Annotated in this window: 24 protein-coding genes; 11 read left to right on the forward strand and 13 right to left on the reverse strand. The window is 65.3% G+C overall.

Translation table 11 applies throughout. From position 1 onward, the window contains the following. Nucleotide 1: 1 nt before the first annotated feature. Complete coding sequence (locus tag IB261_RS24280; RefSeq protein WP_151188221.1) at nucleotides 2-1,813, reverse strand: DUF1302 domain-containing protein; 1,812 nt, start codon at nucleotides 1,811-1,813, stop codon at nucleotides 2-4. A 241-nt stretch (nucleotides 1,814-2,054) separates the two neighbouring features. Between IB261_RS24280 and IB261_RS24285 the strand changes: the two genes are divergently transcribed. The 3 genes from IB261_RS24285 to IB261_RS24295 all read left to right on the forward strand — a co-directional run bounded on the left by IB261_RS24285 (nucleotide 2,055) and on the right by IB261_RS24295 (nucleotide 4,812). Next, nucleotides 2,055-2,870, forward strand: coding sequence for an AraC family transcriptional regulator (locus tag IB261_RS24285; protein ID WP_081516236.1), 816 nt, complete (start codon nucleotides 2,055-2,057; stop codon nucleotides 2,868-2,870). A gap of 113 nt (nucleotides 2,871-2,983) precedes the next feature. Then, entirely contained in the window at nucleotides 2,984-4,405 is a 1,422-nt protein-coding gene (locus IB261_RS24290; protein WP_192380985.1) for an NAD(P)/FAD-dependent oxidoreductase, read from the forward strand. Between the two features lie 59 nt (nucleotides 4,406-4,464). After that, a complete protein-coding gene (locus IB261_RS24295) occupies nucleotides 4,465-4,812 on the forward strand; it encodes a cupin domain-containing protein (RefSeq protein ID WP_081516238.1) in 348 nt (115 codons plus the stop codon). 41 nt (nucleotides 4,813-4,853) lie between these two features. On the opposite strand, the gene IB261_RS24300 is transcribed toward IB261_RS24295, so the two are convergent. The 5 genes from IB261_RS24300 to IB261_RS24320 all read right to left on the reverse strand — a co-directional run bounded on the left by IB261_RS24300 (nucleotide 4,854) and on the right by IB261_RS24320 (nucleotide 8,824). After that, the gene (locus IB261_RS24300; protein ID WP_081516239.1) at nucleotides 4,854-5,621 is read right to left on the reverse strand and encodes a crotonase/enoyl-CoA hydratase family protein; all 768 of its coding nucleotides are present in this window, start codon (nucleotides 5,619-5,621) and stop codon (nucleotides 4,854-4,856) included. 125 nt (nucleotides 5,622-5,746) lie between these two features. Further along, nucleotides 5,747-6,658: an SDR family oxidoreductase gene (locus tag IB261_RS24305; protein ID WP_081516240.1), complete on the reverse strand. Its 912-nt coding sequence runs from the start codon at nucleotides 6,656-6,658 to the stop codon at nucleotides 5,747-5,749. Nucleotides 6,659-6,770: 112 nt separating this feature from the next. Beyond that, nucleotides 6,771-7,064, reverse strand: coding sequence for a hypothetical protein (locus IB261_RS24310; RefSeq protein ID WP_192380984.1), 294 nt, complete (start codon nucleotides 7,062-7,064; stop codon nucleotides 6,771-6,773). A 99-nt stretch (nucleotides 7,065-7,163) separates the two neighbouring features. Beyond that, nucleotides 7,164-8,042: an alpha/beta fold hydrolase gene (locus tag IB261_RS24315; protein WP_192380983.1), complete on the reverse strand. Its 879-nt coding sequence runs from the start codon at nucleotides 8,040-8,042 to the stop codon at nucleotides 7,164-7,166. After that, entirely contained in the window at nucleotides 8,042-8,824 is a 783-nt protein-coding gene (locus IB261_RS24320) for a class II aldolase/adducin family protein (RefSeq protein ID WP_192380982.1), read from the reverse strand. Before IB261_RS24320 ends, IB261_RS24315 begins: the two co-directional genes overlap by 1 nt. A 418-nt stretch (nucleotides 8,825-9,242) precedes the next feature. On the opposite strand from IB261_RS24320, the gene IB261_RS24325 reads away from it, so the two are divergent. Next, the gene (locus IB261_RS24325; RefSeq protein WP_230986095.1) at nucleotides 9,243-9,956 is read left to right on the forward strand and encodes a WbqC family protein; all 714 of its coding nucleotides are present in this window, start codon (nucleotides 9,243-9,245) and stop codon (nucleotides 9,954-9,956) included. Between the two features lie 7 nt (nucleotides 9,957-9,963). Here IB261_RS24325 and IB261_RS24330 read toward each other — a convergent pair whose 3' ends face one another. Continuing rightward, nucleotides 9,964-10,650 (reverse strand): LrgB family protein, encoded by a 687-nt coding sequence (locus tag IB261_RS24330; RefSeq protein ID WP_151188224.1) that lies wholly within the window; start codon nucleotides 10,648-10,650, stop codon nucleotides 9,964-9,966. Next, entirely contained in the window at nucleotides 10,637-11,014 is a 378-nt protein-coding gene (locus tag IB261_RS24335; protein ID WP_081516245.1) for a CidA/LrgA family protein, read from the reverse strand. The genes IB261_RS24330 and IB261_RS24335 overlap by 14 nt, the downstream gene beginning before the upstream one ends. 113 nt (nucleotides 11,015-11,127) lie before the next feature. On the opposite strand from IB261_RS24335, the gene IB261_RS24340 reads away from it, so the two are divergent. Continuing rightward, nucleotides 11,128-12,015 (forward strand): LysR family transcriptional regulator, encoded by an 888-nt coding sequence (locus tag IB261_RS24340; protein WP_192380981.1) that lies wholly within the window; start codon nucleotides 11,128-11,130, stop codon nucleotides 12,013-12,015. A gap of 140 nt (nucleotides 12,016-12,155) precedes the next feature. Next, a complete protein-coding gene (locus tag IB261_RS24345) occupies nucleotides 12,156-13,199 on the forward strand; it encodes a hypothetical protein (RefSeq protein WP_192380980.1) in 1,044 nt (347 codons plus the stop codon). A 34-nt stretch (nucleotides 13,200-13,233) separates the two neighbouring features. Here the strand turns inward: IB261_RS24345 and IB261_RS24350 are convergent, their stop codons facing one another. The 3 genes from IB261_RS24350 to IB261_RS24360 are packed head-to-tail and all read right to left on the reverse strand — an operon-like array spanning nucleotide 13,234 to nucleotide 15,228. Further along, on the reverse strand, nucleotides 13,234-14,292 hold the full coding sequence (locus IB261_RS24350) for a hypothetical protein (RefSeq protein ID WP_192380979.1): 1,059 nt from the start codon (nucleotides 14,290-14,292) through the stop codon (nucleotides 13,234-13,236). Nucleotides 14,293-14,302: 10 nt separating this feature from the next. Next, nucleotides 14,303-14,773, reverse strand: coding sequence for a cupin domain-containing protein (locus tag IB261_RS24355; RefSeq protein ID WP_192380978.1), 471 nt, complete (start codon nucleotides 14,771-14,773; stop codon nucleotides 14,303-14,305). Then, entirely contained in the window at nucleotides 14,773-15,228 is a 456-nt protein-coding gene (locus tag IB261_RS24360) for a flavodoxin (protein WP_081516248.1), read from the reverse strand. Before IB261_RS24360 ends, IB261_RS24355 begins: the two co-directional genes overlap by 1 nt. A 144-nt stretch (nucleotides 15,229-15,372) precedes the next feature. Here IB261_RS24360 and folM point away from each other — a divergent pair, with 144 nt between their 5' ends. The 5 genes from folM to IB261_RS24385 all read left to right on the forward strand — a co-directional run bounded on the left by folM (nucleotide 15,373) and on the right by IB261_RS24385 (nucleotide 17,852). After that, nucleotides 15,373-16,098: a dihydromonapterin reductase gene (folM, locus tag IB261_RS24365; RefSeq protein WP_192380977.1), complete on the forward strand. Its 726-nt coding sequence runs from the start codon at nucleotides 15,373-15,375 to the stop codon at nucleotides 16,096-16,098. A gap of 32 nt (nucleotides 16,099-16,130) precedes the next feature. Continuing rightward, nucleotides 16,131-16,691: a GTP cyclohydrolase I FolE gene (gene folE, locus IB261_RS24370; protein WP_192380976.1), complete on the forward strand. Its 561-nt coding sequence runs from the start codon at nucleotides 16,131-16,133 to the stop codon at nucleotides 16,689-16,691. A 1-nt stretch (nucleotide 16,692) separates the two neighbouring features. Beyond that, entirely contained in the window at nucleotides 16,693-17,064 is a 372-nt protein-coding gene (gene folX, locus IB261_RS24375; protein ID WP_081516251.1) for a dihydroneopterin triphosphate 2'-epimerase, read from the forward strand. A 125-nt stretch (nucleotides 17,065-17,189) separates the two neighbouring features. Next, nucleotides 17,190-17,501, forward strand: a complete 312-nt coding sequence (locus tag IB261_RS24380) for a DUF1244 domain-containing protein (protein ID WP_081516252.1) — start codon at nucleotides 17,190-17,192, stop codon at nucleotides 17,499-17,501. 12 nt (nucleotides 17,502-17,513) lie between these two features. Next, nucleotides 17,514-17,852, forward strand: a complete 339-nt coding sequence (locus IB261_RS24385) for a HopJ type III effector protein (protein WP_081516253.1) — start codon at nucleotides 17,514-17,516, stop codon at nucleotides 17,850-17,852. A 155-nt stretch (nucleotides 17,853-18,007) separates the two neighbouring features. Here the strand turns inward: IB261_RS24385 and IB261_RS24390 are convergent, their stop codons facing one another. Together IB261_RS24390 and trxB are read right to left on the reverse strand one after the other, a co-directional pair. Further along, entirely contained in the window at nucleotides 18,008-18,484 is a 477-nt protein-coding gene (locus IB261_RS24390; RefSeq protein ID WP_081516254.1) for a BRO-N domain-containing protein, read from the reverse strand. A 1,005-nt stretch (nucleotides 18,485-19,489) separates the two neighbouring features. Next, nucleotides 19,490-20,434: a thioredoxin-disulfide reductase gene (trxB, locus tag IB261_RS24395; protein WP_192380975.1), complete on the reverse strand. Its 945-nt coding sequence runs from the start codon at nucleotides 20,432-20,434 to the stop codon at nucleotides 19,490-19,492. Nucleotides 20,435-20,629 lie beyond the last annotated feature (195 nt).

Consider the following 20,629-nt stretch of genomic DNA (forward strand, 5'->3'; position numbering starts at 1 on the left):
GTCAGAAGTTCACGCCGAAGCTGAGCGAAACGAAGTCACGGTCGACGATGGTGTTGTAATCGCCGCCGAAGAAGTTCGTGTAGTTCAGGCTCGCGGTGTAGGTGTTCTGGTAGTCCGCATCCAGACCAACGCTGGCGGCCTTGCTGCCCTCGTTGAAGACCGGGCCGTAGCCGTGCACGTCGTGGGACCAGGCGAGGTTCGGCTTGAGGTTCACCCCGGCGAAGACGTTGTTGTAGTCCCAGATGGCCCGGGCGCGGTACCCCCAGGAAGACGAGGTGTAGAAGCCGCCGCTGCCGTACTCGTTACGCGCGGTGGCATTCTCCGGGACGCCGTAGACCGAGTCGCGACCGTAGCGCTCGCCGACTTCGTTGGTCATGCCGCCGACATAGGTCATGCCGACTTCGCCCACCAGGGTGACGCGGTCCGCGCCCATGGTCTGGTCGAAGAAGTGGGTAAAGGTGGTCTGCGCCTGGGTCACTTCCTTGCGGATGTAGCCGTGGCTGATCCGGTTGGCCTGGGCCAGTGCGCCGGCCGCGCCACCGCTGGTGAATCCGCCGACCACGGTGGTGGCGAGCAGCGGCGTCATGTCGGTGGTATTGAGCTGCAGCGGCATGTTCGGCCGGTAGCTGAGCTCGCCGTTCCACGCGGTGCCGGTGGGCAGGGTGGTGGAGAAGCTCAGGCCGTACAGGCGAATGTCTTCCGGGTACTCCAGGAAGTAGTTGCCACGCCCCAGCAGCAGCGGCTGGGCCAGCGCAGCGCCACCGGGCACGGAGAGCGCTCGCAGGACGTTGCCGATGTCGGCGGTGCCGGCGTTCTTCATGCTCACGATCGGCGTACGGCTGTGGTAGTTCATGGCATAGGCGCCGTACTCCACGTCGTCACCCAGCCAGCGCAGGGCCAGGCCCCACTGACCGGAGTCACGTGCGTCACGATCGGCGCCGCGCGGCACCATCAGGCCCTCGGGGGTCACGGTGACACCCAGGGAGTTGAGCAGGGCCTTGGTCGCCGGCGCGTTCAGCGAGTTGACGGTGGCCGGGTCGAGGATGTTGTAGTTGGTGTTGCAGCCGTCGGCGGCGACGTCGGTGGTGGAGAAGAAGGTGCCGCAGTTGTCGAGCACCGTCTGGTCCCACTCCAGCTGGTAGAAGCCTTCCACGGACAGCGCGTCGGTCACGCTCTGCGACATGTACAGCATGTTCACCGGGATCAGGCCTTCCTTGATTTCCGAACCGGGACGGCGGAAGGCGGAGACGTCGATCGGGTTGATGCTGTTGATGCTGTTGCCGATGAAGGTGCTTTCACCCCAGCTCACCACCTGCTTGCCCAGGCGCACGGTGCCCGGCATGTCGGCGATGGCGTAGTTGTAGTAGCCGAAGGCGTCGAGCAGCTGCGCCCCGGAAGACTTGGCGCCTTCCTTGCGGCCGTCGTCGGAAAGATCCTTGAAGGCTACGCCTTCGTCCTTCAGGCGGAAGTCATACCAGTACTTGCCACGGGTGAAGACGCCGAAGTCCCCGTACTTCAGCTCCAGGTCGTGGATACCCTTGAATATCTTCGAGAAGGTGTGGCCCTTGCGGAAGTTCTGCCGGCCGTCGTCGTTGGTCTGGGTCATGCCGTGGCCGCCGTTGGCGGCACCGATCAGATCCTGCTTCGGACTCTGGGTACTCCAGCTGGCCCCCACGGACAGGCTGGAATCGAACTGTCCTTCGATCTCCCCGATGTTGAAGTTGATTGCCTGAGCCTGGGTGGCGCATCCCAGGGCGACAGCAGTGGCGAGAAGTTGCGGTTGGAAGAATCCGCGCCTTGTTTTTGTTGTCATGCGGCTCTCCTGACGGTGTCTAGGTGGCCTTACCCTACTGAGCGACCTGACAGGGAGTAAGCGCTCCAAGGTGGTATTTGGCGTGTCGCCCGAAAGAGTGAATCCCCCCTCTGGGACGGGCTCCGGCGGGCGATATTGGCGCAGGCGATGACGGATCATCGAGACGATGGATAGTGCCTTGCACCCGACAGGTGCTTTGCCACTACCCGAGAAGCGCTGTCTGGGGCATCCTTAGCTTCCTATGCAAGCCATCGACCAACGCCCGACCGACAGTCACCTGACCGAGCAGACCCGCGAGGTGGTGCTGCGCTACCACCAGTGCTGGAAGCATCGCGACCTCGAAGCGGTGCTCGCGCTGTATCACCCGCAGGTGCAGTACAACGACTTCTTCCAGAACCGCACGCTGGGCTACACCGACCTGCGCGACTACGTGCAGGGCACCATGCCCAGCCGCCCGGAAGAGTTCCTCGACCACATCGACCGCATCCGCGTGGACGGCGACACCGCCTTCATCCAGTACCGCATCGCAGTCACCCTGAGCGGCCGCCTGGCGACCTTCCATTCCAGCGAGGCGATCACCGTGCGCGAAGGCCTGATCTGGCGCATCAACGAATACGCCTCGGTGGTGCGCGAAGGCGGCGAAAGCCGTCCGCAGGCCATCGACCCGCGTCCGGCCACCAGCCGCCTGGGCCTCTCGCCGCGCCAGCTCAGCCAGTTGGCCAGCGACCTGGAAGACTATTTCAGCAAGAGCCAGCCCTACCTTGCGCCGGACCTGGACCTGACCCAGGTGGCCACCGCCACCGGCTACACGCGCAACCAGATTTCCTACCTGCTCAACCAGGTGATGGGGCTGAGCTTCTACCAGTACGTCAACCAGACGCGCCTGACCCACCTGCTCAGCCAGCTGCGCCCGCCGCTGCCTTCGCGCATCGACGAACTGGCCTTCTCCGCCGGCTTCAACTCGCTGTCGGCCTTCTATCGCTGCTTCCGCCAGCAGACCGGCCAGTCCCCCCGCGAGTACCTCAAGCGCCTGCGCGAGGAACAGCAGGAGGCCTGATGCGCCCCTGCCGGCGGGTACGCGAGCAATCCTCGCGTACCCGCGCGCACGACAGAACCCCGCGCCAAATCTAGGCTTGCCGACATTCCCCCTTCTTCCTTTCGGAGTCGTCTATGTCGGCATGGCGTCATATCAGTCTGTGGATGAACCAGCTGGACGATGATCTCGTCCCGCGGCCGTCCCTGCAGGGCACCCTGGACGTCGATGTGGCCATCGCCGGCGCCGGTTATACCGGCCTGTGGACCGCCTACTACCTGAAGCTGCGCGCACCGCAGCTGAAGATCGCCATTGTCGAGGCCGAGACCTCCGGCTTCGGCGCTTCGGGCCGCAACGGCGGCTGGCTGATGGGCAACATACTCGGCGAGGATCGCCTGCTCGCCGGCCTGTCGCCCGAGCAGCGCCGCGCGTCCTACGACCTGCTGCACGACATCCCCGATGAAGTGGCCCGCGTGCTCGACCGCGAAGGCATCGACTGCGACTACCGCAAGGCCGGCGTGCTCTACACCGCCGCGCGCTACCCGGAGCAGGAAACCCGCCTGCGCGAATACCTCGCCCACCTGCACGCCGAAGGCCTGACCGAGGACGACTACCGCTGGCTGAGCAAGAGCGAGCTGGACGAGCAGCTGCGCATTCCCAGCTCGCTGGGCGCCATCCACACCCCGCACTGCGCCACCATCGACCCGGCCAAGCTGGTCCGTGGCCTGGCCCGCGCGGTGGAACGCCAGGGTACGCAGATTTTCGAGAAGAGCCGCGTCACCCACTGGGCGCCCGGCCTGCTGCGCACCGACCGGGGAGAGCTGAAGGCTCACTGGGTGGTGCCGGCCATCGAAGGCTACGCCGCCGACCTGCCGCCGCTGGGCAATTACCAACTGCCGGTACAGAGCCTGCTGGTGGCCACCGAGCCGCTACCCGAATCGGTATGGGCCGAAATCGGCCTCGACAAGGGCCAGGCCTTCAGCGAATTCAGCCGCCAGGTCACCTACGGCCAGCGCACCCCGGACAACCGACTGGCCTTCGGCGCTCGCGGCGGCTACCGCTTCGGCGGCAAGCTGCGCAACGACTTCAGCCTGACCGAGGATGAAGTCGGCCTGCGCCGCTACCTGTTCAGCGAACTGTTCCCGCAACTCAAGGACGTGCGCATCACCCACACCTGGGGCGGCAACCTGGGCATGTCGCGGCGCTTCCACCCGCACATGCTGATCGACCGCCGCAACGGCATCGCCCTCGCCGGCGGCTACGGTGGCGAAGGCGTCGGCGCCACCAACCTGGGCGGCCGCACCCTCGCCGACCTGATCCTCGGCCAGGACAGCGCCCTCACCCGCCAGCCCTGGGTCATCAATGATCGCAGCGTGCAGGACGGCCTGCGCGGCTGGGAACCCGAACCCTGCCGCTGGCTGGGCTACAACGCCATCATCCGCAGCTTCGTGCACGAGGACGATGTGCTGGCCAACCCCCACAGCGCGCCCTGGCGCCGCCGGCTGGCCGAGAAAGTCGCCGCCAGCATGGAAAACCTGATGACCTGGAAGGTCGGCTGACACGCTGGCCTGCTTGCGAACAGTCAGCCCCGAATAGAAAGCCCACTGGAGCCCCCCGTATGAAACTGACCCACCTGAAGAACACCCTGCACGCCGAACTCGGTGAAGCCAACCCGGTTGCCGTGCCCCTGGGCGAGCCGATTTCGGAAACCCGCGTGGAATCCATCGAGCGCACCGACCGCGTGGAAACCGGCATCTGGGAATGCACCCCCGGCCGCTGGCGCCGCCAGATCGTCGAGCAGGAGTTCTGCCACTTCATCGCCGGTCGCGGCACCTTCACTCCGGACGGCGGCGAGCCGATCGCCTTCCAGGCAGGCGACGCCTTCCTGCTGCCACAGAACAGCCTGGGCATCTGGGACATCCAGGAAACCACGCGCAAGACCTATGTGATCATCGAGCGCGACTGATCAAAGCAAAGCGGAGGCGCAAGGCCTCCGCTTTTCTCTTTCTAGAAGCGGCCGTGCCGCCCTTCCCCGCCAGCGAAACGCTTCGCCCCGTCCACCGTCTCGCCGCTTTCGATCACCGCCATCCCGCCCTGGAATTCATTGGCCAGCGCCACGTCGAACGACAGCTCCCATTGCGCGAACACGCTCGCCCGGTCGGCCAGCATGCACAACTGCGGAAACTCGGCGATCTCCCGCGCCAGCTCCTCGGCTGACTCCAGCGCCTGCCCGCTGGGCACCACGCGATTGGCCAGGCCCATGGCCAATGCCTCCTGCGCGCCCACCGGGCGACCGGTGAGGATCAGGTCCAGCGCCCGTCCCTGACCGACGATGCGCGGCAAGCGCACGGTGCCGCCGTCAATCAGCGGCACGCCGAAGCGACGGCAGAACACCCCACACACCGCGTCCTCGGCCATCACTCGCAAATCCGCCAGCAGCGCCAATTCCAGCCCGCCGGCCACGGCGTAGCCCTCGATGGCGGCGATCAGTGGTTTGGACAGCTGCATACGGCTCGGCCCCATGGGCCCATCGCCTTCCATTTCCAGGCGGTTGCGCCGCTCGCCATCCTCGGCCACCGCCGCCAGATCGGCGCCCGCGCAGAAGGTCCCGCCGGCGCCGGTGAGCACGGCGACACGGGCTTCCTCGTCCTGCTCGAAGTCGCGCAGGGCATCGGCCAGCGCCTGGGCGGTCGGCAGGTCCACGGCGTTGCGCACCGCAGGGCGGGCGATGACCAGGGTGGTCACCGGTCCGTTCTTCTGGATTATCACGCTCATGGCGAACTCCTCGGGCCTGGAAGCGGAAAAGCAAAAGGGCCGGCATTGAGCCGGCCCTTTCACCTTACTGCGTTCGCCGCCGTGGAACAGCCCCGCTGGCCGTTCCACCGGTCAGGCTGGCCGGATCAACCGGCGTATTTCTGCAGGTTGGCCATCATCTCGCGCAGCGCTTCGACGTTGTCCTTGGGATGTGCAGCGTTCTCGAAGTCGCAGATCTGCGCGAAGTTGGCCGCCACGTCCTCGACGCTGAAGCCTTCGCGCGGGTCAAAGCCCACGCCCAGGCTGCGCTCCCAGCGCACCTTGCCGATCCAGCCGCCGCCGACTTCGAACAGGCCGGAGGTTTCCTGGCAGGCTTCGCTGCCCAGGTACACCACCAGCGGGCTGACCAGTTCGGGCTTGAGCGCCTCGAACACCTGCGGCGGAATCAGGCCTTCGGTCATGCGGGTGCCGCCGGTGGGGGCGATGGCGTTGACGAAGATGTTGTTCTTGCGGCCTTCGATGGCGAGGTTGCGGGTCAGGCCGTAGAGACCCAGCTTGGCCATGCCGTAGTTGCTCTGGCCGAAGTTGCCGTAGATGCCGGAGGTGGACGAGGTGAAGATCACCCGGCCGTAGCCCTGCTCGCGCATGAACGGCCACGCGGCGCGGGTCACCTTGTAGGCGCCTTCGACGTGGACCTTGTAGACCAGGTCCCAGTCGGCGTCTTCCATCTTGTGGAAGGTCTTGTCGCGCAGGATGCCGGCGTTGTTCACCACCACGTCGATGCGGCCGAACTCCTCGACAGCCTGGCGGACGATCTTCTCGCCATCGGTCACCGAGTCATGGTTGGCGATGGCAGTGCCGCCGGCTTCGCGGATTTCCGCGACCACGCGGTCGGCAGCCGAGGCATTGGCGCCTTCGCCATGGGTGCTGCCGCCCAGGTCGTTCACCACCACCTTGGCGCCGTGCTTGGCAAACAGCAGGGCGTGGGCGCGGCCGATACCGCCACCGGCTCCGGTAACGATCACGACTTTTCCGTCGAAACGCAGGGCATCACTCATGATTGGGGCTCCAGGCAGGATGGTTTTTTCTGGAGTGTCCGGTAGTCACGATCCGGTCACAACCAAGACGACCCAGGCTGAATGGTGCCCGATAAGGCCGAGGGATGATCCGTCAGCGCATCGGCAGGTTCAGCTCCGAGCGCGGGCCGAGCTTGAACAGCCACCAGTCGTACTCGCTCCAGAACAGCAGCAGGCCGAAGGCCGGCAGCAGCGCCAGCGCGCCGAAGGCGGCGGGCACCCAGTCCCGGGTGAGCCAGGCGTAGTAGCCACCGGCCGCGCAGATTCCGACCAGCACCAGCAGCACCGGAATGGCGACGAAGACGAAGTCACGGCGCAGGTGCAGCAGCGCCCGGTACAGCAACGAACCCTGCGGCTGGCGGACGGGAATGACGGATCTGAGTGGCATGGCAGCGACCTCCGGCTGGACAAAGCCGGGGAAGCTACCGCTGCCACGCAGGGCCGATCTATCAGTCAGTTCCGAATCTACAGGTGGATCGGTCCGTAGCTACGGCGCCCTTTCCTGTCGGAACGACAGATAGTGCTGTAGCACCAGTTCCGGCGCCTCGACCTGCGGGTAGTGGCCGATGCCGGGCAGTTCGACGGTGTCCGGCCGCGGGATCAACTCCCGGTAGCGAACCACCATGTGCGCGCCGGAGATCGGGTCCTCCGGACCGTCGATCAGGCGCAGCGGCACCGACGTGCGCTGCATCGCGCCGACCCAGCGTTCGCGATGCTGGCGACGGTCGAGGATGTAGTGGATCAGCCGGTGCATGACCCGCGGCCCGTCGTTGTGGCGTATCAGCTCCCAGAACGCATCCAGCTCTGCTTCGGACGGCTGGGTCTGCGGACCGAACACCTTGGCGAAGTTCTGCGCCAGGCGCTTGCGGTCGAACAGCCGGCCGAACAGGGCGCCGAAAGGGCCGAGCAGCAGCTTCTGCGAGAGCACCGCGCGGTGGGTCTCCGGGAACAGCCCGCCGTTGAGGAAGGCCAGCGAGGCCAGGGCGAACCCGCCGTCCTCGTGCCGCGCGAGCAGCTCCTGGCCGACGCTGTTGCCGTAGTCGTGCACCAGCAGGTGCACCGGCTCGCGCACGCCCAGGTGCTCCAGCAGCGCCTGTTGCAAGTCGGCCTGTTCGAGGATGCGGTAGTCGTGGCCCCGGGGTTTGGCGGAATCGCCGAAGCCGAGCATGTCGCAGGCGATCAGCCGGTAGCGCTCGGCCAGCGGTTGCCAGAGGTAGTGCCAGTCCCAGGAAGCGGTGGGGAAACCGTGGACCAGCAGCAGCGGAGCGCCGCTGCCGGCGCTCCAGTAACGTATCTGCTGCCCACGGAAGGTGAAGTCACTGCCCTGCGCGCGCCAGTCGCGCAGGGCGATGCCGGCCAGCGCCATCAGTCGCGGTAGCCGGGGTTCTGCAGGTCCAGCTTGCGCAGCAGTGCCGGCCACGCCAGCGCGCCACCCATGCCCTGTTTGCTCTTGGTCACGGCGGCGGCCATGGCGCGGGCGCCATCGAGGATCGGCTGCGGGATCATGATCAGCTCGGCGCCGCCACCCTGGGCCAGCACCTGGATTTCGCAGGCGCGCTGCAGGGTGAACATCATCAGGAAGGTATCGGCGATGGTGCCCGAGCAGGTCAGCAGGCCGTGGTTGGGCAGGATCATGAAGTTGGCTGCGCCCAGGTCCGCCTGCAGGCGCGCCTTCTCGTCATGGTTCAGCGCCACGCCCTCATAGCCGTGATAGGCCAGGCTGGAGAGGACGAACAGCGACTGCTGGGAAATCGGCAGCAGGCCCTGCTTCTGTGCGGAGACGGCGATGCCGGCGGCGGTGTGGGTGTGCAGCACGCACTCGACATCGTGGCGCACGTCGTGGATCGCGCTGTGGATGGTGTAGCCCGCCGGGTTGATGTCGTAGGGGCTGTCCATCAGCTTCTTGCCCGAGGCATCCACTTTCACCAGGCTCGACGCGGTGATCTCGTGGAACATCATGCCGTAGGGGTTGATCAGGAAGTCCTCGGTGCCGGGAACCTTGGCCGAGATGTGGGTGAAGATCAGGTCGTCCCAACCCTGCAGGGCGATCAGCCGGTAACAGGCGGCGAGGTCGACGCGGGTCTGCCATTCGGCGGCGGAGACCTGGTCCTTGACGTTCACGGTGGGCAGCGGATGAGCGGCGTGCATGGTCGGTAGCCTCTTCGTTGTTGTTCGATGGCGCAGTCTAGTCAGCGCGGCAACCTGGCGACTGTCACGGAACTGACAGTTTCATCTGGCAGCGTCTGGCGAATGTTCCCCTATAAGCGCAGGCCGATAGCCCGGCTTGCGCCAGCGGTTTCCCCACCTATAGTGGCGGTAGTCGCTGCCAGCGGCGCCCGATCCACCCGGCGTCCGGCAACTCCCTCCAAAAGCGCCATCCAGACAGTGCGGCAGCCAGCTCGCAGGTCAGGGCTGGCGGAAGCGTGCCCGATTTCCATCCCTGCCCCGGCGTCCTTTGCGGCGTCTCCGAGTCATCTGGAAACATTTCGCAATATCTTTCGCAACATTCCTCAGTAGTACCCGGGAGTCGGGAGGAGACTCCAGTTCGGCCAACGAGGCAGCCGACGTGAAACGAACCGCCATCATGCAGCCCTACTTCTTCCCGTACCTGGGCTACTTCAGCCTGATCAAGCACACCGACCTGTTCGTCCTGTTCGATACCGTGCAGTACATCCACCACGGCTGGATCGAGCGCAACCGCATCCTCAATCACCAGGCCGGCTGGTCGTACATCCGCGTGCCGCGGATCAAGCACCACCGCCAGACGCTGATCAAGGACGTGCGCCTGGACAACCGCCAGGACTGGCGGCGCAGCCTGTTCTCCCAGCTGGACGTGTACCGCAAGGTCGCGCCCTATTACCGCGACGTGCGGGAAATGATCGCCGCATCCCTGGACCATCCGTTCGAGGACATCGTCTCGCTGAACAAGACCACCCTGGAGGCCACCTGCGCCTACCTCGGCTTCCCCCGGAAGATGCCGGTGCTGTCGCACATGGAGCTGCCGATGGAGCAACCGACAGCGCCGGACGAGTGGGCGCTGAACATCTGCAAGGCGCTGGGCGGCGTGGAGGAGTACTGGAACCCGCCGGGCGGGCAGAGCTTCTTCGACCGTGGCAAGTACGAGGCCGCCGGGCTGACCCTGCGCTTCCAGGAGCCGAAGCTCACGCCCTATGAACAGAAGCGCCCGACCTTCGAGGCGGGCTTGTCGATCATCGACGTGATGATGTTCAACTCCCCCACCGAAACCTCACAGATGCTCGATGCCTACGAACTGAGCTGAATGCCCTTTACAGGCACCAGACCAGAACCGGCGCCAGCAGCAGGTTGAACAGCCCGGTCAGGACCATCAGCAGGCCGGCCGCCGAACCCTCTTCACCGCCGAACTCGTAGGCCCGGCTGGTGCCCGCGCCATGGGCGCCGACGCCCAGCAGCGCGCCACGGGCCAGGGCAGAGCGCAGGTGCAGCATCTTCATCAGCACGCCACCGATCAGCGCGCCGAACACCCCGGTGATCATGACGAAGGCCGCAGTCAGCGCCGGTACACCGCCCAGGTCGTGGGACATTTCCATGGCGAAGGGCGTGGTGATCGAGCGCGGGATCAGCGACAGGGTCACCTGGCCGTCCAGCGCCAGCGCGTGGGCGAGCGCCCAGGAGCTGCCGATGGCCATGGTCGAGCCAGCCAGCATGCCGGTCAGCAACGCCGGCCAGTGGCGGGCGAGCAAGGCACGCTGCTGCCAGATCGGGATGGCGAAGGCCACGGTGGCCGGGCCGAGCAGCGCCACCAGCCAGCTGGTGTCACGGGCGTAGTCGACGTAACGGGCCTGCAGCGGAATCGCCAGGGCGAACAGCAGCACCGGCACGAAGACGATGGGCGACAGCCAGTACTGCTGGAAACGGCGGTAGAGGGTACGGCTGAGCAGGTAACCGCCCAGGGTCACGGCCAACCAGAACAGGGCTTGCTTATCGAGGCTCATGGCGCGAACTCCTGTTGCACATCCATTCCACCGCCAGGGCGGTGGAGAGCATCACCATCACAGTGCTGGCAGTGATCACCAGCAGAATCTTCCAGCCTTCACTGCGCAGCAGCGGGCCATAGTCGAGCAGGCTCATCAGCGCGGGGATGAAGAACAGCAGCATCTCCGCCAGCAGCAGGCCGGCGCCGCCCTGCAGCAGGGCCGGGCGGATGGCCCCACAGGCGAACAGCACCAGCAGCAGTGCCAGGCCGATCACCCCGCCCGGCAGTGGCAGGCCGGTGAGCGTGGCGATCCAGCCGCCCACCCACCAGAAGGCGGCGAGTACGGCGAGTTCGAAAATCAGGCGGGCGGCGCGGCGGAACATGGCGGCGATCTCGATGCGTTAGGCGGGTGGAGAAATCGGTTGGGAATGGCGCAAAGCCTACTCCCGCGCCTATCATCCCCAAAGCGAATAGATCGAATTGGAGCCATTCCAGAATGGAATTCAAGCAACTGCGCACCTTCGCCGAAGTCGTGCGCCACGGTAGTTTCACCCAGGCGGCGGTGTACCTGAACGCCAGTCAGTCGGCGGTGAGCAAGCAGGTCGCACAGCTGGAGCAGAGCCTGCGCGTGCAACTACTGGAGCGCAGCGGCCCGCACATCCGCCTGACCGCAGCAGGCGAAGTGGTGCTGCGCCGCGCCGAGGACATGCTGCGCCTGCGCCGCGAGCTGCATACCGAACTGGACGACCTTACCCAGCTGCACCGCGGCGAACTGCGCCTGGGCCTACCGCTGCTGGGCGCGGATGCGCTGTTCGCCGGGCGCTTCGCCGAATACCGGCGGCGCTACCCGAACATCGACGTGCACCTGATCGAGGGCGGCAGCAAGACCATGGAAGAGATGGTCCACAGCGGCGAGCTGGAGCTGGGCGGCGGCCTCACGCCGGACGCCCCCGGCTTCGACTGGCAGCCCTTCTGCAACGAGCCGCTGGACGTACTGCTGCCCGCCGCCCACCCGCTGGCCGGGCGCGGCAGCCTGGAGCTGGCGGAACTCTCGGACACACCGTTCCTGCTCTACCAGCAGAGTTTCACCCTCAACGACCGCCTGCTGCGCGCCTGCCGCGAGGCCGGTTTCGAACCGAAGGAAGGCGGCCGCAGCGGCCAGGCGGACTTCCTCGGCGCGCTGGTCGCCGCCGGGCAAGGCGCGGTGCTGTTACCGCGGGTGGTGGCGAAGGACCTGGAACGGCCGGGGCTGGTGCGCGTGCTGCTGAGTCAGCCGGACCTGCGCTGGGACATCAGCTTCATCTGGCGGCGCGACGCCTACCTGTCGAATGCCGCGAAGGCGTGGTTGGCATTGATGATCGAAATGCCGTTGCACCCGGGCTGATCAACGGTACTGACGCCACGAACCGCGTAATCTCCAGCACCCGGAACAAACACACTGCCGCTCGAATGAGAAAATCCCCCTCGCCTGCCAGTCCGGTCCCGCCCACTCCATCCTCCACCGGGCGCGCCTGGATTGATCGATTGGCCGCTCTGCTGTGGATGTTACTTCCCTTCGCCTGCATGATGCCGCTGATGTCATTGGATGCTCCACCGACCCTGTATTCATTGGATACATCCGTCTGGATCGTCGCCAGCCTGTGCGGGCTGCTCTATGTCGCGCCGGGCATCTGGCTCTGCTGGCGCTATAGCCGGCATCAGGAACCCGAGCGGCAGTGGATCAGCGCCCTGGTCGGTACGCTGGGAGCCAGCTTCTGCTTCGTGGTAGTCGCCAGCGCCGGTCACTTTCTAGCCTGGCTGAACAGCCGTGACAGCCTGGCCGTGTCCGCGCGCAGCACGCTCGTCTACAGCTACTCCGAGAGCTACAGGCAGGCCAGAGGCGGCACGGGGTATTTCCCTCATATGCTGATCCTCGATCGACTGCAACCGTCGGTCACCTACGACGTCCCGGCCAGTCTGACCAGAAACGGCACTGTCAGCCATCTGTGTGTGCAGGAGCATGTAGGGCGATACGGCTGGTTGTGGTACGACGACTTCAGGGACTGCAATGAGGCGCTGGAGCACCTGGCGATGCGGGACATGACACGCGAGTGGCTTTCCGACACCGAGCTCGCGGAAGTGATCCTGGCCCCGACATATTTCGCCACGCCACTGGAGCTCGATGATTCCCCCCACTATACGGCGGTGGAGCAGCCACCGGGATCAGGGCAGTTGGTCAGGGTCGTGGTACCCAAGGTTCACGATCCGATCTGGGCCGGGGTGGATATCAACGCTTGGACCGAGGGTTTGCCAATCCTCGACGAGGTGAAAGCCCAGATGTTTGCCCTTGCGCTCAGCGCGGACCGGCAGCGCATGCTGGTACGCAGCGAAAATTGGCTATTTCTGCTCGACCACGGGCGCAACGAATGGACCTGGTTGCGCACCGACCTGAGCCAAGATCTCTTCGCCTTCTCCAGGTCCCGCTGGGCCTTCGGCAGCGACATGGACACCCTGCTTGAGTACATCCCGGAAAGAAACGAGGCACGACGTTGGACGATCTCAGCGCGCCAGACGGCTGAACATCGATGAACACCCGAGCACATCCCTACGCTAAAGACCATGTTCATTGCTCGTCGGGTGCGCTGGTGATCTCCTGGAAGATGATCACGCCAGCCTGGTCGTTGGGCAGTTGGCCTTCGACACGGCCATCAGGGTACTGGACGATCGTCATGCCTTCGCCAATCGGCTTGTCACCCTTTTCCTGAACCTCCTGGCCGTTCACCGGCGAGAACAGCCAAGCCCCCGGATAGCGCTCGCGCAAGCCACGGCCCGCCGACTGTACATGGGTACCGGCAGGGTAGGTCATGGGGCCCAGTGTCATCTTCAACGACAAGGCCGCACTATTGAGCGCGACCAACTTGCGTTGGGCATCAAAGCGCAAGCTGGGATGTTCCAACGGTATCTGGGCGACCCGAGCGGAGGTGTTCACCTTGATCTTCCAGCGGTCATCGTCCTTCAGGCCATCGCCGTAATGCGTCGTGTAGCGCATCAGTTGACTACCCGCGGAGATGTCGATGCCGTCAACCTGGTTGCCCTCGGCCAGCACACAGCCCTCCAGCGATACCACCGTGCCGGAGCGTATCGCCAACCTCAGGGGCGCCTTCGCGGCACAATGCCAACCCTCTACCGTCGACACCTCGGACGGACTCAGCTCGACAATCGGCAAATGCACCAGTTGGCCCGGCGGCGCTTCATCATCCCAGTCAGACGAAAAGCGCACGGACAGCGTGGCAACGCCATGGATCGGCACGGGGCTGGGGAAATCAGCTTCCTCGGCGGCCTGCAGATCGCCACCGCGCGGCAGCGACAGCCGCGTGCCGGCCGGCATGTCCAGGCCATGGATACGCGTTGCCGCTGCCAGAGTCGGATGGCGGGCCGCCTGTTCCTGACGTATTTCCCACCTCACCATGAGCCAGGAGCGCGCGAGGTAGGCACTAGGAAAGCTGAGCATACAGAGTACAAGCAACAGCACGCCCGATCTGACGCGGTGCCGGCGAACCCAGGCGCGCGCGGATGCCGACGCCCCGAACACCAGCAACCCGCCCAGCAGCGCCAATAGCGCCAGTCCGGAGACCGCCAGTAGTATCAGGAGCGTCATGGAAAACAGCGGCACCGGGATCATCTGGAGCTCCTCAGATCAAATCAGCGAAATCACCCATAAGGCACGGCCAGTCCCGCTGCGCTTCACGGTCATCCGCCAGCAGCCGGAAGCCGGCGAATTCGAAAGCCGGCGACACGGTGCAGCCCACCAGCACGTAATCCCCCAGGCAACGCGCGGCCTGCCAGGCATGGGCGGGCACGGCGCGTTGCGGCAGGCTACCCTCGCCCACCGGGCCGAGGGTCTCGCGGCGCACCTCGGCATCCGGCCGTTCGGCGACCAGCAACTCCAGCGCGCTGCCCTCGTGAAAGTGCCAGAGCTCGTCGGCGTCCACGCGGTGCCAGCGGCTGACGGTGCCGGCGGGCAGGAGGAAGAGGATGGCCGACGACTGTGGCCGGCCATCGGCGCCCGCCAGGCTCGATTCGAACACCCGCCGGTAGAAGCCGCCCTCGGGATGCGGGGCGAGCTGCAGGGTGTCGATCAGGTAGCGGGCGCGGGGATGCATCAGGCCTTCAGCGCGGCGATGAAATCGGCCAGCCACGGTTCGGAGTCGGTCTCCTGGTCCACCGTCTCGCTGCCGTCCAGGCGCAGCATCGGCACCACTTCCTGCACGCCCAGCTCGGCGTACAGCTCGCGCACCTGCTCGCCGCCGCCGCAGTAGGTATCGCCGTAGCTGGAATCGCCCAGCGCCAGCACGGCGCCCGGACGACCGCGCCACTCGCCCGGCAGGCGGTCGCGGATGGCGTGGAACAGCGGCTGGAAGCTGTCCGGCAGGTCGCCCATGCCGGTGGTGGCGGTCACCACCAGGAAGGCCTCGGGAGCGAACTCGAGCATGGCGTCCAGGGTGGCGCGCGGGTCATACCAGGCCTCGAAGCCGGCGGCTTCGAGCAGGCGCTTGGCGTGGCGCGCGACTTCTTCGGCGGTGCCGTAGACCGAACCGGACACGATGGCGACTTTCATGTTCACTCCCACAAGGCAAGACAAGGCCGCCCATTATGCCCCATCCGTGCCGCACCGCGCCGGGGCTGGTATAGTTTTGCCCTACCCGGCCGCTAGGACATTGTCCGCCGCGGCGCTCCCTGAAGTGGATTTCGCGAGGCGCGCATGGGCCAGACCCCAGCCCCCATCCTGATCACCGGCGCCAGCCAGCGCATCGGCCTGCATTGCGCGAAACGCCTGCTGCTCGAAGGCCAGCCGGTCATCGTGACCTATCGCCAGGACAAGCCCGGCATCGCCGAACTGCGCGAACTGGGCGCCACCTGCCTGCACGCCGAACTGGCCGATGAAGCCGGCATCCTCGCCTTCATCGACGAGTTGAAGTCCCGCACCGACCGGCTGCGCGCGATCATCCACAACGCCTCGGCGTGGATTGGCGACACCCCCGGCGAGGAAGCCCAGGCCTTCGAATCGCTGTTCCGCCTGCACATGCTCGCGCCCTACCTGATCAACCTGCGCTGCGCGCCCCTGCTCGAGCGCGACGCCACCGAGCGCGGCGCCCCGGCGGATATCATCCACCTCTCCGACGACGTCGCCCGCAAGGGCAGCGCCAACCGCATCGCCTACTGCGCCAGCAAGGCCGGCCTGGACAACCTCACCCTGTCCTTCGCCGCGAGCCTCGCGCCGCGCATCAAGGTCAACGGCATCGCGCCGGCACTGATCCTGTTCAACGAAGGCGACGACGACGCCTACCGCGCCCGCACCCTGGCGAAATCCGCCATGGGCATCGAGCCCGGCCCGGACGTGATCTACCAGAGCGTGCGCTACCTGCTCGACAGCCCTTACGTGACCGGCACTACCCTGACCGTCAACGGCGGCCGGCACCTCAAATGACCCGCCCGGCGCGGGCGCGAGGAACTCCCACCATGATCGAAGACCTGTCTCACCACTACCGTGAGATTCTCCAGGGGATCGGCGAAGACCCGACCCGCGAAGGCCTGCTGGACACCCCCAGGCGCGCGGCCAAGGCCATGCAGTACCTCTGCCACGGCTACGGGCAGACGCTGGACGAGATCGTCAACGGCGCGCTGTTCGCCTCGGACAATGACGAAATGGTGATCGTGAAGGACATCGAGCTCTACTCGCTGTGCGAACATCACCTGCTGCCCTTCATCGGCAAGGCCCATGTGGCGTACATTCCCACCGGCAAGGTGCTGGGCCTGTCGAAGGTCGCGCGCATCGTCGACATGTTCGCGCGGCGCCTGCAGATCCAGGAAAGCCTGACCCGGCAGATCGCCGAGGCGGTCCAGCAGGTCACCAGCGCCGCCGGCGTGGCGGTAGTGATCGAGGCGCAGCACATGTGCATGATGATGCGCGGGGTGGAGAAGCAGAACTCGGTGATGAACACCTCGGTGATGCTTGGCGCCTTCCGCGCGTCCACCAATACCCGCCAGGAATTCCTGCAACTGATCGGACGGAGCAAGTGAAATGACGCAACTGCAGCCGGGCATGGCGCGAATCCGGGTCAAGGACCTGCGCGTGCGCACCTACATCGGCATCAAGGAAGAGGAAATCCTCAACAAGCAGGATGTGCTGATCAACCTCACCATCCTCTACCCCGCCGGTGATGCGGTGCAGGTCAACGACATCGACCACGCGCTGAACTACCGCACCATCACCAAGGCGATCATTGCCCACGTCGAGGAAAACCGCTTCGCCCTGCTCGAGCGCCTGACCCAGGAACTGCTCGACCTGGTGATGGCCAACCCGGCGGTGCACTACGCCGAGGTGGAAGTGGACAAGCCCCACGCGCTGCGCTTCGCCGAGTCGGTATCGATCGCCCTGGCCGCCCAGCGCTGAGCCGCGCTCTGCACTTGCACGCGCGTGCCAGTCGGCCAACGGGCGTTGCTGGCAGATCGCCCGCCTCTTAGAATCTCGCCAGCCCCGCCATGCGCCTCCGATGCGCCTTAGTTGAGAGACCTGCCATGACCGAGCCGATGAACCTGACCGACGAGCAGCGCACCGAACTCGAAGCCGCCGCGTTCCGCACCCTGGTGCAGCACCTGCGTACCCGCAAGGACGTGCAGAACATCGATCTGATGAATCTTGCCGGGTTCTGCCGCAACTGCCTGTCCAAGTGGTACAAGGCGGCGGCGGACGACATGGGCCTGCCGGTCAGCCCGGATCAGGCCCGCGAAGAGATCTACGGCATGCCTTACGCCGAATGGAAGGCCAAGTACCAGACGGAAGCCTCGCCCGAGCAACAGGCGGCCTTCGACCACGCGAAGAAACACTAAGAGTTTGCCTTGATGACCCTCACTGATTTCCGCTCGCGCCTGCGCAGCGAACAGCACCTGTTCACCGATACCCTGGCGTACATCGCCGAGCACTACAGCTACACCCCCAGCGCCTTCACCAACGGCAGCGTGGAAAACCCCGCCGGGCAGAACGAAGGCTCCTGCAAGACCCTGGGTTTCGCGATCCTCGAAGGCCTGAGCCAGGAAGAGTCGCTGCTGGCATTCGGCGAGCACTACCGCGCCGTGCGCGAGCACCCCGAAGGCACCGACCACGCCAACATCCGTGCGCTGCAGACCACTGGCCTGGCCGGCGTCAACTTCGAGCGCCAGCCGCTGTCGCGCCGCGGCTGAGGCTGGCCGGTTCGATGAAAAAGCCCCGCTGATGCGGGGCTTTTTCATTTCGCGCGCCGCGCTCCTACCACGAGCCGCAAACCTCGCCGTAGGGCGCATAACCCGGAACGGGTTATCCGCCGACTTGGCGGATAACGCCTGCGGCGTTATGCGCCCTACACGCTGCCCGGACCCTCAGGGTGTTCCAGCCGGCCTATCGCCGGCAGATCATCGAACGGCACCCACAACCGCCCATGCCACTCCAGCACACCCAGGTGCTGGTCGGCCCAGCTCAGCTGCCGTTCCCTCGGTAGCAACGCCGGATGCTCTGCGCTACGCAACGCCGGCACCACCTGACGATTGAGCCAGTGGCGGATGCTGCGGTTCTCCGGATGGAAGTGAAAGATCAGCGCGGCATAGGCACCGGACTCGCTGACCAGCAGGGCCTTTTCGTAGTCGCCACAGCTGTCGCGTATCCAGCAGGTCTGCAACTGATCGGCATCCAGGCTGTTGTGCAGGCGCTCGTCCAGCGGGCGGTTGATCAGCCGCCCCAGATCGCTGACGCAGAACCAGGGCTCGTTGTCGAGCAGGAAGGCGCGCAACTGGCGGCGGTGACGGATGAAGGTGGTGGGGATAAGGATTTCGTTATCCATGGCGGACCTCCGAATAGCAGAGGTCTGACTCGATAGCGAAAAAGGCCATTTGAAGCATGGTGAGTCTCCAAGTAACTGTTCATTTGTGCCCTCTGTTCAGTAAGGGCGATCGGGTACCTGAACACCGTACTTGGAACGGCCCGCAGCTTTCCCCTTTCGGGTCTTGTATGACTGCGCGTTACCCGACCATAGCAAAGCTATGGATCAGCAAAGACCGCAAATCTGTCGGGAGCGGCGCGCCGCCAAGTTCAGTGTGTTCAGCACCGAACGCAAAGGTACTGAGTCGACTTGGCCGCCGTTAGCCCTCCCGAGGCGGTTTGCGATGATACGGAAACATCACACACAAGATTGCGGCATCAGTTCATAGGAATGCGAATCGGACGCCAGCAGAAGCCCTTCCAAGCGCTTCCCGGTATCTGTAGGAGCGAGCTTGCTCGCGAACCCGCAAGGCACGGTGCCAAGCGGTTCGCGAGCAAGCTCGCTCCTACGAAGAGCATCCGCGCCGATTTCTTGGGCTTTTGACTTGGCCCTGAAGGCTTCCAGAGGAATATCCGTGCACTCCGAACGCCCCGTTCAGGAGGCCTCGTTGAATTGGAGTTTCAGGGGTTGAGCGACATGGATGTCGCGAGAGCGGCGATGGGCCAGGGATGGCCCTTCGACGCGTGCCCCTGAAACTTCAATTCAACGAGGGAATTTTTCGCCCCAAGCGAAAAACCGGATGTCCGGGGCAAGACCTTTTGGTTCCTTTTGGGGCGTTTGCCAAAAGGGACTCGCCCGAGGGGGCGAAACAGGAAGCCCGCGCGCACGCCGAAGCGGCGCTGGAACACCGAGATCAAAGCGGACAAGCAATAACGTAGGGCGCATAACCCGGCACGGGTTATCCGCCGATACCACGACGGCGGATAACGCTGACGCGTTATGCGCCCTACGAAGACGCCTTGCCGAGCGGACAAGAAAAAGGCCCCGCAAGCGGGGCCCCTTCCTGCACGCCGGCTCTTCGGGCCGTTACAGGGAATCCAGGTAACGCTCCACATCCAGCGCCGCCATGCAGCCGGCGCCGGCGGAGGTGATCGCCTGGCGGTAGACGTGGTCGGCCACGTCGCCGGCGGCAAAGACACCGGGAATACTGGTCGCGGTGGCATTGCCATCGCGGCTGCCGCTCACCACCAGGTAGCCATCCTTCAGCGCAAGCTGGCCTTCGAACAGCGAGGTATTGGGCGTGTGGCCGATGGCGACGAACAGGCCATCCACCTTCAGTTCGGAAACCTCGCCGTCGTTGTGGCGCAGGCGCACACCGGTAACGCCCATGGCGTCGCCCAGCACTTCCTCCACCTGGGCATTCAGGCGCAGTTCGATCTTGCCTTCGGCGATGCGCGCACGCAGCTTGTCCTGCAGGATCTTCTCGGCGCGGAAGCTTTCGCGGCGGTGCACCAGGGTCACCTTGCTGGCGATGTTGGCCAGGTACAGCGCCTCTTCCACGGCAGTGTTGCCGCCGCCGACCACCGCCACTTCGCGGTTGCGGTAGAAGAAACCGTCGCAGGTGGCGCAGGCGGACACCCCCTTGCCCATGAAGCTCTCTTCCGACGGCAGCCCCAGATAACGCGCGCTGGCGCCGGTGGCGATGATCAGTGCATCGGCGGTGTAGGTACCGCTGTCGCCCTTGAGCACGAACGGCTTGCCGGCCAGGTCCACGCCGTGGATGTGATCGAAGACGATCTCGGTCTCGAAGCGCTCGGCGTGCTCCTGCATGCGCTGCATCAACGCCGGACCGGTCAGGCCATGGGGGTCGCCCGGCCAGTTGTCGACCTCGGTGGTGGTGGTCAGCTGGCCGCCGGCCTGCATGCCGGTGATCAGCAGCGGCTTGAGGTTGGCACGGGCGGCATAGACCGCGGCGCTGTAGCCGGCGGGCCCGGAACCCAGAATGATGACGCGCGCATGACGATCGGACATGACAGCCTCCAGTGCACAGGTGAATGAGTCGGGCAAAGAAAAGGGAGCTGCCAAAGCACCAGGGGGAAGGTTGGGAGGGCGGCAGCTCCACGTAAAAGTTTCTTGCGCGAACCGCATGGCCCGGAGACCGTGGGCAATGCGGTGTGACCCAAGTCACAATTCGCATTGTCCTGCAGAACGCTGGGAATCCCTTGA

Origin of the sequence: Pseudomonas sp. PDM20, assembly GCF_014852575.3 — a bacterium.
Classification (GTDB): domain Bacteria; phylum Pseudomonadota; class Gammaproteobacteria; order Pseudomonadales; family Pseudomonadaceae; genus Pseudomonas.

Excerpts from the sequence above, each read along its gene's own strand:
- IB261_RS24280 (WP_151188221.1), bottom strand. The coding sequence starts at position 1,813 with ATGACAACAAAAACAAGGCGCGGATTCTTCCAACCGCAACTTCTCGCC.
- IB261_RS24285 (WP_081516236.1), top strand. The coding sequence starts at position 2,055 with ATGCAAGCCATCGACCAACGCCCGACCGACAGTCACCTGACCGAGCAG.
- IB261_RS24290 (WP_192380985.1), top strand. The coding sequence starts at position 2,984 with ATGTCGGCATGGCGTCATATCAGTCTGTGGATGAACCAGCTGGACGAT.
- IB261_RS24295 (WP_081516238.1), top strand. The coding sequence starts at position 4,465 with ATGAAACTGACCCACCTGAAGAACACCCTGCACGCCGAACTCGGTGAA.
- IB261_RS24300 (WP_081516239.1), bottom strand. The coding sequence starts at position 5,621 with ATGAGCGTGATAATCCAGAAGAACGGACCGGTGACCACCCTGGTCATC.
- IB261_RS24305 (WP_081516240.1), bottom strand. The coding sequence starts at position 6,658 with ATGAGTGATGCCCTGCGTTTCGACGGAAAAGTCGTGATCGTTACCGGA.
- IB261_RS24310 (WP_192380984.1), bottom strand. The coding sequence starts at position 7,064 with ATGCCACTCAGATCCGTCATTCCCGTCCGCCAGCCGCAGGGTTCGTTG.
- IB261_RS24315 (WP_192380983.1), bottom strand. The coding sequence starts at position 8,042 with ATGGCGCTGGCCGGCATCGCCCTGCGCGACTGGCGCGCGCAGGGCAGT.
- IB261_RS24320 (WP_192380982.1), bottom strand. The coding sequence starts at position 8,824 with ATGCACGCCGCTCATCCGCTGCCCACCGTGAACGTCAAGGACCAGGTC.
- IB261_RS24330 (WP_151188224.1), bottom strand. The coding sequence starts at position 10,650 with ATGAGCCTCGATAAGCAAGCCCTGTTCTGGTTGGCCGTGACCCTGGGC.
- IB261_RS24335 (WP_081516245.1), bottom strand. The coding sequence starts at position 11,014 with ATGTTCCGCCGCGCCGCCCGCCTGATTTTCGAACTCGCCGTACTCGCC.
- IB261_RS24340 (WP_192380981.1), top strand. The coding sequence starts at position 11,128 with ATGGAATTCAAGCAACTGCGCACCTTCGCCGAAGTCGTGCGCCACGGT.
- IB261_RS24350 (WP_192380979.1), bottom strand. The coding sequence starts at position 14,292 with ATGATCCCGGTGCCGCTGTTTTCCATGACGCTCCTGATACTACTGGCG.
- IB261_RS24355 (WP_192380978.1), bottom strand. The coding sequence starts at position 14,773 with ATGCATCCCCGCGCCCGCTACCTGATCGACACCCTGCAGCTCGCCCCG.
- IB261_RS24360 (WP_081516248.1), bottom strand. The coding sequence starts at position 15,228 with ATGAAAGTCGCCATCGTGTCCGGTTCGGTCTACGGCACCGCCGAAGAA.
- folM (WP_192380977.1), top strand. The coding sequence starts at position 15,373 with ATGGGCCAGACCCCAGCCCCCATCCTGATCACCGGCGCCAGCCAGCGC.
- folE (WP_192380976.1), top strand. The coding sequence starts at position 16,131 with ATGATCGAAGACCTGTCTCACCACTACCGTGAGATTCTCCAGGGGATC.
- folX (WP_081516251.1), top strand. The coding sequence starts at position 16,693 with ATGACGCAACTGCAGCCGGGCATGGCGCGAATCCGGGTCAAGGACCTG.
- IB261_RS24380 (WP_081516252.1), top strand. The coding sequence starts at position 17,190 with ATGACCGAGCCGATGAACCTGACCGACGAGCAGCGCACCGAACTCGAA.
- IB261_RS24385 (WP_081516253.1), top strand. The coding sequence starts at position 17,514 with ATGACCCTCACTGATTTCCGCTCGCGCCTGCGCAGCGAACAGCACCTG.
- IB261_RS24390 (WP_081516254.1), bottom strand. The coding sequence starts at position 18,484 with ATGGATAACGAAATCCTTATCCCCACCACCTTCATCCGTCACCGCCGC.
- trxB (WP_192380975.1), bottom strand. The coding sequence starts at position 20,434 with ATGTCCGATCGTCATGCGCGCGTCATCATTCTGGGTTCCGGGCCCGCC.